This is a genomic window from Rhodococcus sp. 2H158, from assembly GCF_053764755.1.
This window is the reverse complement of the sequence record NZ_JBSNCE010000044.1, coordinates 1-14,591: the sequence shown is the minus strand read 5'-3', so window position 1 is coordinate 14,591 and position 14,591 is coordinate 1. Positions and strand designations below refer to the sequence as shown.

Here is a 14,591-nt window from a genome sequence, read left to right as displayed (position 1 = left end):
CGACCCTGGTCACATGACGATCGACCACCGCGCCTCGCTCTCGACCCTGCTCGACACCCGCTACTCCTGCCGGGCGTTCCTGTCCAAGCCGGTGCCGCGCGAGGACATCGAAACCATGCTGCGGATGGCGCAGCGCACCCCGTCGTGGTGCAACTCCCAGCCGTGGGAGGTCGTCGTGGCCGGCGGGGACGCCATCGAGCGGCTGCGGACCGCGGTGTACGAGCAGGCGGCCTCCGGCCATCTCGACCCGGACATCCCCGGCCCGGCCGAGTACCGCGGGGTGTACGCCGACCGGCGCCGCGGCGCCGGTTACGCCCTCTACAACAGCCTCGGCATCGCCCGCGACGACTACGCCCGCCGCACCGAGCAGATGCTCGAGAACTACCGCTTCTTCGGGGCGCCGCATGTCGCGATCGTCACGACCGACAAGGCACTCGGCACGTACGGAGCGGTCGACTGCGGCGGGTACGTCGCCACCCTGCTCCTCGCCGCGCAGGCGCTCGGCATCGCCGCCGTCCCGCAGGCCGCCGTCGCGATGGCCGCCGGCGCCGTCCGCCGCGAACTCGGCATCTCCGACGAGCGCGACATCGTGTGCGCGATCTCCTTCGGCTACGCCGACGAGAGTCACCCCGCCAACACCTGCCGCACCGACCGGGCGAGCCTGGACGACGCCGTGCGGTGGGTGGAGGAGTAACCACCCCCAGGGGTCCTGGCCCGGGGCGCCCGGGCGACGGAAGGTGGAACTCGCCACCTTCCCCGCCCGAGAGGACACCCCGTGCACCGAATCGAAACCGAGGAGCTGCTCCGCCGTTGGATACCGCGCGCCGTCGCCGGTGAACCGCACGCCGTGGGCGTGGTGGTGAGTTCCGTTCGCCCCCATGTGCTGAGCTTCTGTGCCGCGCGCATGGACGAGGGCACCTGCGCGCACACTCCGGCCGAGGACGTCACCCAGGAGGTCTGCCTCGCACTGACGCGGGCACTGCCGCGCTACCAGGATCGTGGTGCGTCGCTGCTGCGCTTCGCATTCGGGATCGCCACGCACAAGGTCGCGGACGCCCGGCGCAAGGCTGCGCGTACCGTGACGCCGCTGCACGACGTCGCCGGCCCCGGTCCCGAGGAGGGCGTGCTCGACGAGGAGCTGCGCTCCGCGGTCCGCCGGCAACTCGCGCTGCTGCCGGAGCAGCAGCGCCGCGTGGTGCAGCTGCGGATCCTGCAGGGCTACAGCGCCGAACGCACCGCGGCGATGCTCGGCACCTCGGTCGGCGCCGTCCGCATCGCCCAGCACCGCGCCCTGCAGCGAATCCGGTTGCAGCTCAGTCGTGCTGAGCGCGCAGATACCGTCCGAAGTGCGGCACGGTGAATCCGATGAAGCCCCGCTCGGCGGAGTAGATGAGCCCCTTCTTGATGAGCCCGTCCCGCGCGGGCGACAGCGACGCCGGCTTGCGGCCGAGTTCGGCCGCGATCTTCGACGTCGCGACGGGACCGTCGTCGCCGGAGAGGTCGGCCATGGCGCGCATGTACTCCCGCTCCGCGGGGGTGGCGCGCTCGTACCGGGAGCCGAAGAACCCGACGGCGAGTTCCTCCTCGGCGGCGGGCGCGCCGACGCGCACGTCGTCGGCGGTGATCGGGCTTGTCGCCGCGACGTCCCAGGTCGCCTTGCCGTAGGCCTGGACGAAGTAGGGGTATCCGTCGGCCGTCTCGTACAGCGCGTCGAGCGCCTCCTCGGTGAAGGTCACTCCCTCCCGCTCGGCCGGCGCGATGAGCGCGATGTCGGCGGAGCCGCGGTCGAGCCGGTCGATCCGGTGATAGCTGAACAGCCGCTCCGAGTAGCTCTTCGACGCGGAGAGCACCGCGGGCAGGTGCGGCAGCCCGGCGCCGACCACGATGAGGGGTGCGGCGTCCTGGCTGAGCTCGTGGCACGCCCCGCAGATCGCGGAGATGTCCGGTGCGCCGAGGTCCTGCATCTCGTCGACGAACAGCGCGATGCCCACGCCCACGTCGCGGGCGAGCCCGGAGGCGTCGATCAAGAGTTCGACGAGGTCGATCTCGAGGTCGCCGGTGTCGGCGCGGCCCTTGACCGCGGGGGCGTCGATGCCGGGCTGCCACCGCTCGCGCATGCCCTTGTCCGCGGTGGCCCGCAGCGCGAACGACTTGAGTACGCCGAGGAAGTACTCGACCGATTCGGGGTGCGGGTGGGCCGGGGCGATCTCGCGCACCGCCATGTGCAGCGCCGACGACAGCGGCCTGCGCAGGTCCTGGTCGGGCCGGGCCTCGATCTTGCCGGTGCCCCAGCTGCGCGAGATCGCCGCGGAGCGAAGCTGATTGAGTAGGACGGTCTTGCCGACGCCGCGCAACCCGGTGAGCACGACACTGCGTTCGGGGCGGCCGCGGGCGATCCGTTCGAGCACCACGTCGAAGGCGTCGAGCTGCTTCGCCCGGCCGGCGAGCTCGGGCGGGCGCTGCCCCGCGCCGGGAGCGTACGGGTTGCGGACCGGGTCCATCGGTCGATGGTAACGGCGCCGCGCGTGGACACCGCCTCCTTGCACCGCGTGTCGCGGGACATCCCGGATGCGGACATTCGCATAATAGACTTTGACATTCGTTTGCAATAACGCGTAGATGTTCCGGCATGAAGTCCTCCCGAAGTCTCGCGCTCACCGCCGGGCTGGCCACCGTGCTCGTGGCCGGCTGCTCCACCTCCACCGCCGAGGACGCCCCCGCGACCTCCCCGGCCACGACCGCCCCCGCCGAGGTCGCGGCCGCCGAGCCCCGGCTCGCCGTCACCTACGACGGCGGCATTCTCGTCCTCGACGCGAACGCCCTCGACGTCGTCGCCGACCTACCGCTCGACGGATTCAACCGCCTCAATGCCGCCGGCGACGGCCGGCACGTGTTCGTCTCCACCGCCGGCGGCTTCCGCGTCCTCGACACCGGCAGCTGGTCCGAACCCCACGGCGACCACGCGCACCACTACGCGGGCAGCGCGGAACTCACCGACGTCGAGTTCGCCGCCACCAAGCCCGGGCACGTCGTCCGGCACGCGGGCAGGACCGTGCTCTTCGACGACGGCACCGGCCGCATCGACATCCTCGACCCCGCGGACCTCGCCGACGGCACGCCGCAGACCGACACCTACACCACTCCGGAAGCGCACCACGGCGTCGCGGTCGCGCTCGCCGACGGCAGCCTGATCGTCACCCTCGGCAACAGCGAGTCCCGCAACGGCATCGCCGTGCTCGACGCCGAGCGCCGGGAGATCACCCGCAACGAGCAGTGCCCCGGCGTGCACGGCGAGGCCGTCGCCGCCGGCGAGGCCGTCGTGCTGGGCTGCGAGGACGGCCTGCTCGTCTACCGCGACGGCACGATCACGAAGGTGAGCGCCCCCGACCCGTACGGCCGGATCGGCAACCAGGCCGGATCCGAGGAGTCCGACATCGTGCTCGGCGACTACAAGAGCGATCCGGACGCGGAACTCGAACGACCACAGCGTGTCTCACTCACCGATACCCGCACCGGCGAGCTTCGGCTCGTCGACCTCGGCACCAGCTACACGTTCCGCTCGCTCGGGCGCGGACCCCACGGCGAGGCGCTCGTCCTGGGCACCGACGGCGCGCTGCACGTGATCGACCAGAACAGCGGCGCGGCGATCCGGCGCATCGACGTCCTCGCCCCGTGGACCGAGCCCGACGAGTGGCAGTCACCGCGCCCGGCGCTGTACGTGCAGGGCCACACCGCCTACGTCACCGACCCGGCGAACAACGCGCTGCACGCGGTCGATCTCGACTCGGCCGACGTGACAACCGCGTCGCTGCCGCAGACCCCCAACGAGATCACCGGCGCCTAGTCTCGTGGCTTTGGCCGAATGTCACATGGGTTCGATGTCATCGAACCCATGTGACATTCGGCCGGGGTGGGGCGGGCAGAGGTGGTCAGGGGTGGTCAGGGGCGGCTCGGCGGGTCACTCGGATCTCGCCGTTGATGGTGGTGACAGACAATGTCAGTCGTGCGGAGCCGTGCGGCCGATGGTGGAGCACCGCTGCTGCTATCGGTTCGGTCACCAGGTTTCGGATGGTGCGCCGAAGTCCTCGTGCTCCGTATACGGGGTCGAATCCTCGGGTGCATACGAGGGCGACGACGTTGGATCCGATGTCGACCGCGATCGCTCGGCGGGCGAGTCGACGGGTGACGATCTCGATCTCCCGGCGCGTCAGTTCCTCAGCCGTTCGGTCGTCGAACTCGTTCAGCACCACCGTGTCGTCGAGGCGGTTGAAGAACTCGGGATCGAAGAATCGTTCCACCGCGTTCCGAACGACGGCGCGGCTGTCATTCGACCGTGGCCCCCATCCTGCCCGGCGAGCCAACCGCGCCCACGGGGCGCGTCTTCTTCGCGCCACCTCGCGGGATCCGAGGTTCGACGTGAGGAACACGTAGCTGTTGCGGAACGAGATCGTCTGCTGGCCGTTGGCGAGCCGCAGTTCCCCGTGGTCGAGGATCTGCAGGAGCGCTCTCAGAACGGTGACATCTGCCTTCTCCACCTCGTCGAAGAGCACGATTCCCGGAGTGTACGGGTCGCCTTCGATCTTGCTCCTGTCGAACAGCGTGAACGACTCCTTGCTGCCTGCGTACCCGGGTGGCGCTCCGGAGAAGGAGGCAGCGTAGTGCTCCTGGGCGAGCGCGTTCATGTCGATCCGGCACATGTCGTCGGGTCCGGACCGCAGCTCCGCCGCGACTCGGCGAACGAGTTCGGTCTTGCCGACTCCGGTGGGCCCGACGAGGAGGATGTTGGCGAGGGGACGGGTCGGGTCGTGCGCGCCGACCCGTGCCAGCGACACGGCGCGGACGACCGCGTCGACCGCGGGCCGCTGCCCGACGATGCTGGCGTTGAGCCGGTGCGACAGCATCGTCGGATCACCCTTGCCGCCGCCTGGGGCGTCGGCCGGTTCCGCGATCTTCACCCGAGTGCGATTCTGGTCGTGGAACATATCGGTGAGATAGGGCATCTGGGCTCCAGGTATCCGCGGCTACGCCTCGGCGGTCTCTTCGACGGGCAGCGAACCGACTCGGCAGTCTGCCACTCCCACGGTATCTCTCGTGATGGCCTCGACCCGTTCCTGAGCCTTCTGAGCATCGGTCACCCACAGCTTGTAGAACTCGAACGGGCAGTCCGCGACCCCCTTGTCTCCGTCGCCGGCCGCGTGGACACCTGAGTAGCCGCGGTGCAGCAGCTTGAAGAGGTGGTTCTGCGACTGGTCGTTCTCGCGAGCGTCGCGGATGGCCGAGACCGACAGCTGGGCATACTGGATGCCGTACTCCTCTTCCCCGGTCTCACCGAGGGTGCGTCCGTCGAATCCGATGATCGCCGAGTGCCCGAAGTAGGAGTAGACACCGTCGAACCCGGCGGCGTTCGCGACGGCGACGTAGCAGTTGTTCGCCCACGCCATCGCCTTCGACATCAGCACCTGCTGGTCTTTCGCGGGGTACATGTAGCCCTGGCAGCGCACGATCAGTTCGGCGCCCTTCATCGCGCAGTCACGCCAGATCTCCGGGTAGTTGCCGTCGTCGCAGATGATCAGGGAGATCTTCAGTCCCTTGGGGCCTTCGGTGACGTGAGTGGTGTCGCCCGGATACCAGCCCTCGATCGGGCACCAGGGCAGGATCTTGCGGTACTTCTGGACGATTTCGCCCCGATTGTTCACCAGGATCAGGGTGTTGTACGGCGGCTTGGTCGGGTGGTCTTCGTGCTGCTCACCGGTGACCGAGAAGACGCCCCACGTGTCGGCCTCCCGGCACGCTGCCGAGAAGATGGCAGTTTCGTCGCCGGGAATAGTCGCTGCAGTCGCGTACATCTCCTGCTCGTCGTACATGATTCCCTGCGTCGAGTACTCGGGAAACACCACCAGGTCGAGTCCCGGCAGACCCGACTTCATCCCGATCATCATGTCGGCGATGCGTCGTGCATTGTCGAGCACCCCGGCCTTGTCGTGCAGGCGCGGCATCTTGTAGTTGACCACCGCCACGCCGACGGTGTCGCTGCTGGAGGAGATGTCTCCATGTCGCATATCGTGCTCCTTCTCAGAGTTCGCCCGGCGGGTTCGCCGGGCTCAGTTGTGGACGGGACTGCATTGGGGGGAAGGCTTTTCGTCGGGACGAGATGATGTAGGGAGGCCGAGGGCAGCGGCGATCCCCACGAGGACGGCGAGGACCACCCCCCAACCGGCCGCGGTGAACGTGGTGGCGTGGAGGCTGCCGGTCAAGGCGAGGAACGCCGGGACGGTACATGTCGGCTGGCTGAGGAGGATCGCGACCCAACCCGTGAATCGGGTGAGTCCGTCGAACCCGAGAGCGAGAATCAGGAAGAACAACGCCCACAGGAATGCCCACGAGAGCCAGATGACGCCGAAGACAGGATCGCCGACAATGGTGAACGACAGCGCCGAGTAGACGAGGGCGGCGATCGCGACGAAGCCGGAGAACCATCCGATGCCCTGCGGCTCGAGTCCGGCCAGGTTCACGATTCCCACGTACAGGTAGGTGAACCCGAACAGATAGAGGCCGGATGCGGCCAGAACGTCCCCCGCATCCCCCTGGGCCTGGATCAACAGGGCGGTAGGTATGACGCACTGCAGCGCACCTACGAACAAGTTCAACACTGCGGCCGACCTGACGGGTACGACGGAGAGAAGCATCAACCCGTTGACGAGGAGAACCGCTCCCACGTACAGCAAACCGACATTGCCCACCGGACACCTCGCATTACTTCCAAACGAAACTGTTTCGAATGAAAATAGTGTCTGGCGCCACACATGTCAACGAGTATTCGTCAGAACGCCGTCAGAACCTCGAAGTCCACGCCGTCAGCGATGGACAAGTGAATCCTCTGTCGAGCCACCCTGTTTCGGAATTCGACCGTGCCTCGCGGTCCGTCGAACGCAGCCCCGTCCACCACGTCGTCGAGATCGGCCGTATCCGCCGTTCCAGCGCGGGCGACGAGACTGGCCAAGGTGTTCATGCCTTCGTAGCAGGATTCGGCGGCATTGTTCAGCGCGGGCGCGTGCGGCCCGTGCATCTCCACGTACCCGGTGAGCAAGTCCATCGAGTCGGCGCCGACCAAGGAACGGAAGTAGGCGGCGGCGACGTAGAGGTTCTTCGTCGCCGCCGGCCCACTTGCAAGCAGCATGTTCTCTTCCATGAGCGGGCTGAATCGGACGACCCGGTCGGCCAGCCCTCGCCGCGCGAAGGCCCGGTTGAACTCGACAGCGTCCTGGCCGACAAGGAGCATCACCACTCCGTCGCACCGAGCGGCCGCGACCGCGTCCACGACATGTTTCATGTTGGCACGTCCGAGGTCGACGAACGACTCGCCGACGATTTGCAGGTCGAACTCGTGCGCGTACATGCGTATTGCATGGAGGGAACCGCGGGGCCATATGTAGTCGTCCCCGACGACGAACCAGCGACGCGTACCCACGTTCTCCCGCAACCATTTCAGTGCAGGCGCGATCTGCTGCGCGGGGGTTTCGCCGCAGCAGTAGACGCCACCGCGACTCTCGCCCCCCTCGTAGAGGGAGGTGTAGGCGTACGGAACGCGGCCGGCCACCACCGGGGCGATGGCATGACGCACGGACGAGATGTGCCAGCCGCTGACCGCATCGATCGAACGAGTGGACACAAGACGACGAATCTCGGTGGCGATCCGCCGAGGGTCGCCACCTCCGTCCACGATCTGGACACAGACCTCGCGACCGAGGACGCCACCCGACGAATTCAGGTCGCGCGCCGCCAACTCACTCACCGCTTCGCAGGACGGGCCGAACAGACCGGCCGGTCCCTGCAGCGGCACCACCATGGCCACACGCCATTGTGACGCGCGTGCACGATCGAGCAACGCGCTCACGTCGATGCCCTCACGGCACCGCGGGCAACGACCCGCACGTAGGCTATCATTTCACTTGGAAGTATTGTCTGTGAAACGTGAACTATGCAATAGCGCGGGGGCTGTCATGTCGGACAAGGGTGTTGCCACATCGATGGAAGCATCTGCGACGACCGCGCTCGTCCGCGCCGCACGCCTCGCCGCGCAGTCGATCGAGGCCGTCCTCTCGTCCGACGAGCTCAACATGGACCACTTCCTCGTACTCGAGGCACTGGCAGTCCGGCCGGGACTGACGATGGCCGAACTGCGCGAACAAGTCCAGACCCCCGCGCCGACACTCACTCGGGTCGTCGACCGCCTGGCCTCCGTCGCGGCGGTATACCGCGAGGTCGATGCTCACGATCGCCGGAAGACCCGGGTCTACCTGAGCGTGCGGGGCAAGAAACTCTTCAACCGTCTCTCCGCGTCCGTTCGCGACGTCGAGCAGGCATGGCCGGGACCGCTTCCCGGTGGTCTACCCGGTGACGTGCACCCGATCCTCGCCGCGTTGGAGGAGGCCGCCGCTCGCGAGTCTCATGGCCGAATGTCACATGGGTTCGATCGAACCGAACCCATGTGACATTCGGCCGACCAGCGGGCGGGCGGGCAGCCGGCCGGTCGGCGGGCGGGCGGGCGTGGCTCAGCGCTCGATCCTCGCCCGCAGCAGGAAGGTGTTGTAGTCCGACCACGTCGAGAGCATGAAGTACAGGTCCTCGTCCGTCGACCACGGATGGACGAACCCGCCGTACAGCTCCGGGTGCTGCTCCACACCGACCAGCCGCGCGCTCTCCGACCACACTCCCTGGGGCGACTCGGCCTCCCGCACTACGATCGCGGCCTTGGCGGTGTCCAGGTACGTCATCTGCCAGCGGTCCGCGGCGGCGTCGTAGCGCACGGACAACTCCCCCGCGGGGCCGTGCACGACCGGCGTCGCCGCAGTGTATCCGCCGGCAGGGGTCCAGTTCCCGTCGCGCCAGTACTGGTAGGCGCCCGGCTCGAGCACCCGGTCCTCGGGCACCCGGGCCAGCGCCACCGAGCCGAGCCGGGTATTGGGGGTGCCGAACAGGTACACGTACCCATGTGCCGGCACCGCCGCGGCCACCTGGAAGTTGGTGACGCCGAAGATGTTGTCCCACTTGGCGTACGGATCCTTGGTCCAGGTGGAACCGCCGTCGTCCGAGTACGCGATGCCACCGTGGTTGGTCCACCACGTGCCGGGAATGCTGTTCCAGGTCCGGATGGACATGTACGTCAGGTACTGGCGGTCGCCGATCGCGAATCCCGACGTCGGGATCGCGGTGATCTCGACGTTGTCGAGCTTGCGGCTGCCGAGAATCTCGGCGGCGTGGCACCGCGAGTCCTGCACCATCGAGTCGAAGCTCATCCCGTCGGCGAGATCGCGGTCGGTGGAGAAGGCCAGCACGTTGCTGCGCCAGTCGCCACCCTGCCCGCCCGGCGGATGGAAGCCCTTGCCGACGGTGTCACCGAACGCGACGGCGATCCGGCCGGGCTCCGACTCCCACATGATGCCCAGATCGGTGCCGTACACCTGCCACCGCTTGTCGGTCCGGGTGACCGATCCGGCGCCCGTCTGCTTGGCGACGGTGGAGACCTCGACGACCTGCGGAGCCGGGAGCGCGGGCGCCTGCGGGGCGGGCTCGATCGGCGGGGTCTCGGGCGCCGGAAGCGGCGGCAGCGGCTCGGCCCCCTCGCCGGGCACCGGAATGCCGAGGTGGAAGGGACTGGGCTTCAGGGCGATCCGGGGAAAGACCGGATCCGGGGTGGCCGGCTCGTCGGTCAGGTCCGGGCACGGATCGGTGCACGGGTCGACCGGCAGCGGCGGCGGATCGATCCGCACGGGCTCCGGTTCCGGCGCCGGGTACGGCACGGTGGTGATCACCGGGTACGGCACCGGGATGTCGAGGTCCTTCGGGATCAGCGACTCGTGCTGCCACGTGTCGCTCGCACACGGGCCGCTGCCGGGCACCCCGTCCGTCGCGGGCTCGGCGGGTGCGGCATGTGCCGGCGTCGCCGCCAGCACCGCAGCGAGCAGCGCGATCACCGGCGCCTGCCGTGTCATGGGTTCCCTCCCGTGCGTCACCGTGCCGGACGGCCCGGCGCCGCACAGGAGGGTACCGCCGGCGCATCCGGGCGGCTTCCCGACGTGGCTCTGCGCCTTTATATCCCTCTCTCGGAAAAGTCCGAGAGATTCGAAGAGTTCCGAATCAACGGAACTCGTCGGGCGTGTACCCGCGGGGCTCCACCAGCACGAGCCAGTTTCCCGAGTTGTCCCGGAACACGACCTCCACGCCGTAGGGACGCTCGGACGGCGGCTGGGTGAATTCGACGCCCTTGGCCGTGAGCTCCTCGTACGTCTTGCGGCAGTCCGTGGTGCGGAGCCCGAAACCGCCCATGGTGCCGTCGGCCAGCGCGCGGCGCACCGCCCCGGCCATGTCCGGCCCGAGGGGTGGGCCGGGCACCATCAGCGTCACCTCGAGTTCCGGGTGGTCCGGGTGCGCGACGGTCACCCAACGGAAGCCCTCGCCTATCGCCACGTCCGCGGGGTGATCATGGCGTGTCTTCCGGGTCGGTGGTGCGGCACGCCTCGACCGTAGATCGACAGGAACGGTGCGGGCTTCTCCGAAATTGCGCAGTTCGACGGCGGTCGCTCAGACCGTGCATGAACACCCAGCAGCCCGGGATGCGGGGCGCACCGGACTCGGCGAACGTGGCCTGATACTCGGTGGGAGTGACGCCGACCAGCTGACGGAACCGGGTGCTGAACGACCCGAGGCTGCTGTACCCGACGAGGTGACAGATCTCCGTCACGGTCAGGTTCGTCGCGCGCAGCAGGTCCTGCGCCCGCTCGATGCGTCGTTCGGTGAGGCGGGCCCCGGGCGTCCTGCCGTACACGGCGGTGAAGCAGCGCAGGAAGTGGTACTTCGAGACCCCCGCGGCGGCGGCGAGCCCGGCGAGGTCGAGAGGTTGCGCGTACTCCCGGTCCGCGAGATCGCGGGCGCGGCGCAGGTGCGGCAGAAGCTCCTCGGGCACGCGGCGCGGCATGCGCCCAGTATCGCAAGGCACCGCTCGACAGGAATTTCTGTCCATATCTAGGAGACGTCGTAGAGATCGCGATTTCGTCTCGACTGTGCGAGGCAGGCCGTCGCACGGAATCGCCCGAACCGGACAAAACGGCCGGAAACGCGGTGGGGGACCAGGCAACCCGCGCATCCGGCCCCGAAGACAACGATTGTGTAACGTATCCGGGAGGTTCCTGTCCCGACAAGCGGAGGTGATCGTCCGTGCTGCTGTCCGAAGTCCGTGCCCGGCCCGGGTACTCCCTGCTCGTGGGGGTGGGGCTGATGGTCTCGGCGATCGTGATCGGTGTCCACCTCGAGAACGCCGTCACCGGATACCTCATGGACCTGTCCGTCTTCCGCGACGCGGGGTGGGCGTTCCTGCACCACACCCCCCTCTACACCGAGGGCTTCCACACCAACTCGGGATTCCGGTTCATCTATCCGCCGTTCGCGGCGTTCCTCTTCGCCCCGCTCCCCCTGCTCAACGCGACGTTGATGCAGGTGCTGTGGACCGCGGGGTTGATCGGCCTGGTGTGGTGGGTGCTGAAGGTCTCGCTCGACCGCATGGACGTCCGTCGCGCGAACCTGGCCGCGACCGCCGCGCTGGGCGTGGCGCTCTGGCTCGAACCCATCCGGTCCAACTTCGTGTTCGGGCAGATCAACATCATCCTCATGGCCCTGGTCGTCGCCGACGTCCTCGGTGTGATCCCGCAGCGGTTCCGCGGCGTCGGGATCGCGCTCGCCGCCGCGATCAAGCTGACCCCCGCCGCGTTCGGTGTGCTGTTCCTGCTCCGTCGGGACATGCCGTCCGCGGCGCGCGCCTTCGGTGCGTTCCTCGCCGTCGCAGGCTTCGCGTACTGGCTGCGCCCGGAATCCTCCGTGTACTTCTGGACCACCGAAGCCTGGGCCACCGACCGGGCCGGCGACCAGGACTTCTTCCGCAACCAGGCGCTCAGCGGCCTGCTCGCCCGGCTCGGCCTCGAGGGCCACGCGTACACCGCGGCGTGGCTCGCGGGCGTCGCGCTCGTCGTCGGAGCGGCGCTCTGGGCCGCCCACCGCTTCACCCGGGCCGGCGAGCATGTCGTCGCCCTCGGGGTGATCGCGCTGGCGACCCTGCTCGCAGCGCCCATCGCGGTCACGCACCACTGGGCATACAGCGTGCTGCTCGTCGCGGTCGCGCTGGCTCCCCGGTACCGCTCGTGGTGGCCCGTGCTGCTGCCGGCCACGCTGGTCTTTCTCGTCGGACCCAACTACCTGCTCGAGGACACCTCCACGCACGGCTGGGTCGAGTCGGCCATCCAGCAGACCCTCGGCAACGCGCAGTGCGTCACCGGTCTCGCGGTGCTCGTCGCCGCGGTCGTCGCGGCACGTTCCCGCCGCCCCGGCGCGGTCCCGGCGCCGGTCGGCGCTCGCACCGCTCAGCTCCAGAACGCCCCGGCCAGGACGTAGATCGCGGTTCCGGCCACGGTGCTCAGCGCGGCGCTGCGCCGCCACAGGTGCACCGCGACGGTTCCTACCAGGCCCAGCACCGCCGGTAGCCACGTCGTCGGCCCGACGTCGCGCAGGGTGTACATCACCAGGATGACCATCACGCCGGCCGGCATCGCGGCGCCGAGGTACCCCACCACGTCCGACTCCCGCAGCCGGGCGAGCGCGGCGAACGGCGCCGCCCGCAGGCCCACGGTGACGAGGAACATCACGATCAGGGCAGCGACGACGTAGCCGGCGCCCGGTACCGGCTCAGGCACGAGCCACCTTGTTGCGGTAGACGAACCGCACCAGCAGGCACGCGACGAACAGTCCCAGCGAGATCACCAGCATGCCGTCCTTCGACACGGCCGCCCCGACGAGGCCGCACACCACCGCGAGAGCCGAGGCCGGCAGGTCCCGCCCGAGGCGGAAGGCGTCGAGCGCGAGCACGGCGAACAACGCGGTGAGGGCGAACTCCAGGCCCGACAGCCCCGCCGGCAGCGCCGCGCCGATCAGGGCGCCGACGGTCCCGGAGGCGACCCACAGCAGCTGGCAGGTCGCCGCGACCGTCAGCATCCGCGGGCCGGTCAGCTCGTCGCGGTGCTTGGTGGCGACGATGGCATAGGTCTCGTCCGTGAGGGCGTAGACACCGTACGCCCGGCCGAGCCGGCCGCGGATCTTCTCCAGGGGGAACGACAGCCCGTAGAACACGTGCCGGAAGTTCACGAGCAGGGTCGCCGCGGCGATCGACGCCACCGGCGTCACCGCACCGATCAGGCCGACGGCGAGGAACTCCATCGAGCCCGCGTAGATCACCGTCGAGAAGACGGGCGCCCACCACCAGTCGAAGCCCGACTGCGTGAGCACGACCCCGAACGCGAGACCGAGCGGGATCAGGCCGAGACCGACCGCCCAGGAGTCGCGGACACCCGTGCGGATCTCGGGGAGACGGCTACCGGACATGGCTCCAGGCTATGGGGTGCCCTGTTCGACGGCCGCACCAGGACTCTGCGTTCCTCCTCCGAGAACCCGCCCCAGATTCCGTGCCGTTCCCCGGCCTCGAGCGCGTGCCGGAGACACTGCGTCCGCACCGGACAGGACTGGCAGATCCGCTTCGCGGCACGAACCCGGTCGGTGCGCGCCTCACCCCGTTCGTTGTCCGGATGGAAGAACGTCGCGGCATCGGCGTCCCGGCAGGCGGCGTGCAGCTGCCAGTCCCAGGACTCCGCGATCGCCGGGGGTAACGTCAACAGCTTGGGCGCGGGCATGATTCTCCCTTCTCTGGGCGGCTTCGCCGGTGCGTCCTCGAGGCGGTGGGGCCGCCCGAGGGACTCACGCGCGGCGGAGGCGCCGGATGGTGCGGATGAGGGTGTCGGTGGAGGTGTCGCCGGTGTCGGGCTCCGCCTGGCCGGTCAGGGCGGGTGCCAGGGCCAGGGCCTGGGTCTTGCCGAGTTCGACGCCCCACTGGTCGAACGAGTCGATGCCCCAGATCACACCCTGGACGAACACCTGATGCTCGTACAACGCGATCAACTGGCCCAGCGTCGCCGGGGTCAACGCCGGGGCGAGCAGGGTGGTCGAGGGCCGGTTGCCGGGCATCACCTTGTGCGCCACCACCCCCGGGTCGGTGCCGTCGGCGGCGACCTCGGCCGCGGTGCGCCCGAACGCGAGCACCTGCGCCTGGGCGAGCATGTTCGCCAGCAGGATCTCGTGCATGCTGCCGGTCCCGCCGACGGTGGGCAGATCCTCGCCCGCGGCGGCGAAACCGACGAAATCGGCCGGGACCAGCCGGGTGCCCTGATGCAGCAGCTGGTAGAACGCGTGCTGCCCGTTGGTGCCCGGCTCCCCCCAGAAGATCTCCCCGGTGTCGTAGTCCACCGCGGTGCCGTCCAGCCGCACGCTCTTGCCGTTCGACTCCATGGTCAGCTGCTGCAGATACGCCGGCAGCCGGGCCAGGTCCTGACTGTAGGGCAGCACCGCCCGGGACTGGGCGCCGAGGAAACTGGCGTACCACACCCCCAGCAGCCCGAGCAGCACCGGCGCGTTCGCCTCGAGCGGCGCGGTGGCGAAGTGCTCGTCGACGGTGTGCATCCCGGCGAGGAACTCGGCGAAGCGGGCCGGCCCGATCG

The 14,591-nt window shown here is 69.1% G+C and carries 15 protein-coding genes and 2 pseudogenes; 5 read left to right on the top strand and 12 right to left on the bottom strand.

Annotated elements, in window-relative coordinates:
• Nucleotides 1-13: 13 nt before the first annotated feature.
• Together ACWPOB_RS27260 and ACWPOB_RS27255 are read left to right on the top strand one after the other, a co-directional pair.
• On the top strand, nt 14-694 hold the full coding sequence (locus ACWPOB_RS27260) for a nitroreductase (protein WP_006940961.1): 681 nt from the start codon (nt 14-16) through the stop codon (nt 692-694).
• 81 nt (nt 695-775) lie between these two features.
• A complete protein-coding gene (locus ACWPOB_RS27255; RefSeq protein WP_455402726.1) occupies nt 776-1,360 on the top strand; it encodes a sigma-70 family RNA polymerase sigma factor in 585 nt (194 codons plus the stop codon).
• Here ACWPOB_RS27255 and ACWPOB_RS27250 read toward each other — a convergent pair.
• Entirely contained in the window at nt 1,314-2,501 is a 1,188-nt protein-coding gene (locus ACWPOB_RS27250) for an AAA family ATPase (RefSeq protein WP_029546523.1), read from the bottom strand. The genes ACWPOB_RS27255 and ACWPOB_RS27250 overlap by 47 nt on opposite strands.
• A gap of 128 nt (nt 2,502-2,629) precedes the next feature.
• Between ACWPOB_RS27250 and aztD the strand changes: the two genes are divergently transcribed.
• Nucleotides 2,630-3,844: a zinc metallochaperone AztD gene (gene aztD, locus ACWPOB_RS27245; protein ID WP_100056104.1), complete on the top strand. Its 1,215-nt coding sequence runs from the start codon at nt 2,630-2,632 to the stop codon at nt 3,842-3,844.
• A gap of 85 nt (nt 3,845-3,929) precedes the next feature.
• On the opposite strand, the gene ACWPOB_RS27240 is transcribed toward aztD, so the two are convergent.
• The 4 genes from ACWPOB_RS27240 to ACWPOB_RS27225 form a co-directional block, all read right to left on the bottom strand.
• The gene (locus ACWPOB_RS27240; RefSeq protein ID WP_455402725.1) at nt 3,930-5,000 is read right to left on the bottom strand and encodes an AAA family ATPase; all 1,071 of its coding nucleotides are present in this window, start codon (nt 4,998-5,000) and stop codon (nt 3,930-3,932) included.
• Between the two features lie 21 nt (nt 5,001-5,021).
• Nucleotides 5,022-6,059, bottom strand: coding sequence for an aliphatic amidase (locus ACWPOB_RS27235; protein WP_455402724.1), 1,038 nt, complete (start codon nt 6,057-6,059; stop codon nt 5,022-5,024).
• A 42-nt stretch (nt 6,060-6,101) separates the two neighbouring features.
• Nucleotides 6,102-6,740, bottom strand: a complete 639-nt coding sequence (locus ACWPOB_RS27230) for an AmiS/UreI family transporter (RefSeq protein WP_100056107.1) — start codon at nt 6,738-6,740, stop codon at nt 6,102-6,104.
• An 80-nt stretch (nt 6,741-6,820) separates the two neighbouring features.
• Complete coding sequence (locus tag ACWPOB_RS27225; RefSeq protein WP_455402733.1) at nt 6,821-7,846, bottom strand: substrate-binding domain-containing protein; 1,026 nt, start codon at nt 7,844-7,846, stop codon at nt 6,821-6,823.
• A gap of 181 nt (nt 7,847-8,027) precedes the next feature.
• Between ACWPOB_RS27225 and ACWPOB_RS27220 the strand changes: the two genes are divergently transcribed.
• Complete coding sequence (locus ACWPOB_RS27220; RefSeq protein ID WP_455402723.1) at nt 8,028-8,492, top strand: MarR family winged helix-turn-helix transcriptional regulator; 465 nt, start codon at nt 8,028-8,030, stop codon at nt 8,490-8,492.
• A 60-nt stretch (nt 8,493-8,552) separates the two neighbouring features.
• On the opposite strand, the gene ACWPOB_RS27215 is transcribed toward ACWPOB_RS27220, so the two are convergent.
• The 3 genes and pseudogenes from ACWPOB_RS27215 to ACWPOB_RS27205 all read right to left on the bottom strand — a co-directional run bounded on the left by ACWPOB_RS27215 (nt 8,553) and on the right by ACWPOB_RS27205 (nt 10,975).
• Complete coding sequence (locus tag ACWPOB_RS27215; protein ID WP_100056110.1) at nt 8,553-9,992, bottom strand: DUF4185 domain-containing protein; 1,440 nt, start codon at nt 9,990-9,992, stop codon at nt 8,553-8,555.
• Between the two features lie 145 nt (nt 9,993-10,137).
• A pseudogene (locus ACWPOB_RS27210) lies at nt 10,138-10,473 on the bottom strand (VOC family protein); the annotation flags it as partial.
• A gap of 7 nt (nt 10,474-10,480) precedes the next feature.
• Nucleotides 10,481-10,975, bottom strand: a complete 495-nt coding sequence (locus ACWPOB_RS27205; protein WP_100056111.1) for a helix-turn-helix transcriptional regulator — start codon at nt 10,973-10,975, stop codon at nt 10,481-10,483.
• A gap of 239 nt (nt 10,976-11,214) precedes the next feature.
• On the opposite strand from ACWPOB_RS27205, the gene ACWPOB_RS27200 reads away from it, so the two are divergent.
• Nucleotides 11,215-12,441, top strand: a complete 1,227-nt coding sequence (locus tag ACWPOB_RS27200) for a glycosyltransferase 87 family protein (protein WP_100056112.1) — start codon at nt 11,215-11,217, stop codon at nt 12,439-12,441.
• Here the strand turns inward: ACWPOB_RS27200 and ACWPOB_RS27195 are convergent.
• The 4 genes and pseudogenes from ACWPOB_RS27195 to ACWPOB_RS27180 all read right to left on the bottom strand — a co-directional run.
• On the bottom strand, nt 12,411-12,740 hold the full coding sequence (locus ACWPOB_RS27195; RefSeq protein WP_100056113.1) for a branched-chain amino acid transporter permease: 330 nt from the start codon (nt 12,738-12,740) through the stop codon (nt 12,411-12,413). The genes ACWPOB_RS27200 and ACWPOB_RS27195 overlap by 31 nt on opposite strands.
• Nucleotides 12,733-13,425, bottom strand: coding sequence for an AzlC family ABC transporter permease (locus ACWPOB_RS27190; protein ID WP_455402722.1), 693 nt, complete (start codon nt 13,423-13,425; stop codon nt 12,733-12,735). Before ACWPOB_RS27190 ends, ACWPOB_RS27195 begins: the two co-directional genes overlap by 8 nt.
• Complete coding sequence (locus ACWPOB_RS27185; protein ID WP_100056115.1) at nt 13,356-13,730, bottom strand: WhiB family transcriptional regulator; 375 nt, start codon at nt 13,728-13,730, stop codon at nt 13,356-13,358. Before ACWPOB_RS27185 ends, ACWPOB_RS27190 begins: the two co-directional genes overlap by 70 nt.
• Nucleotides 13,731-13,794: 64 nt before the next feature.
• A pseudogene (locus tag ACWPOB_RS27180) lies at nt 13,795-14,591 on the bottom strand (glucose-6-phosphate isomerase); the annotation flags it as partial.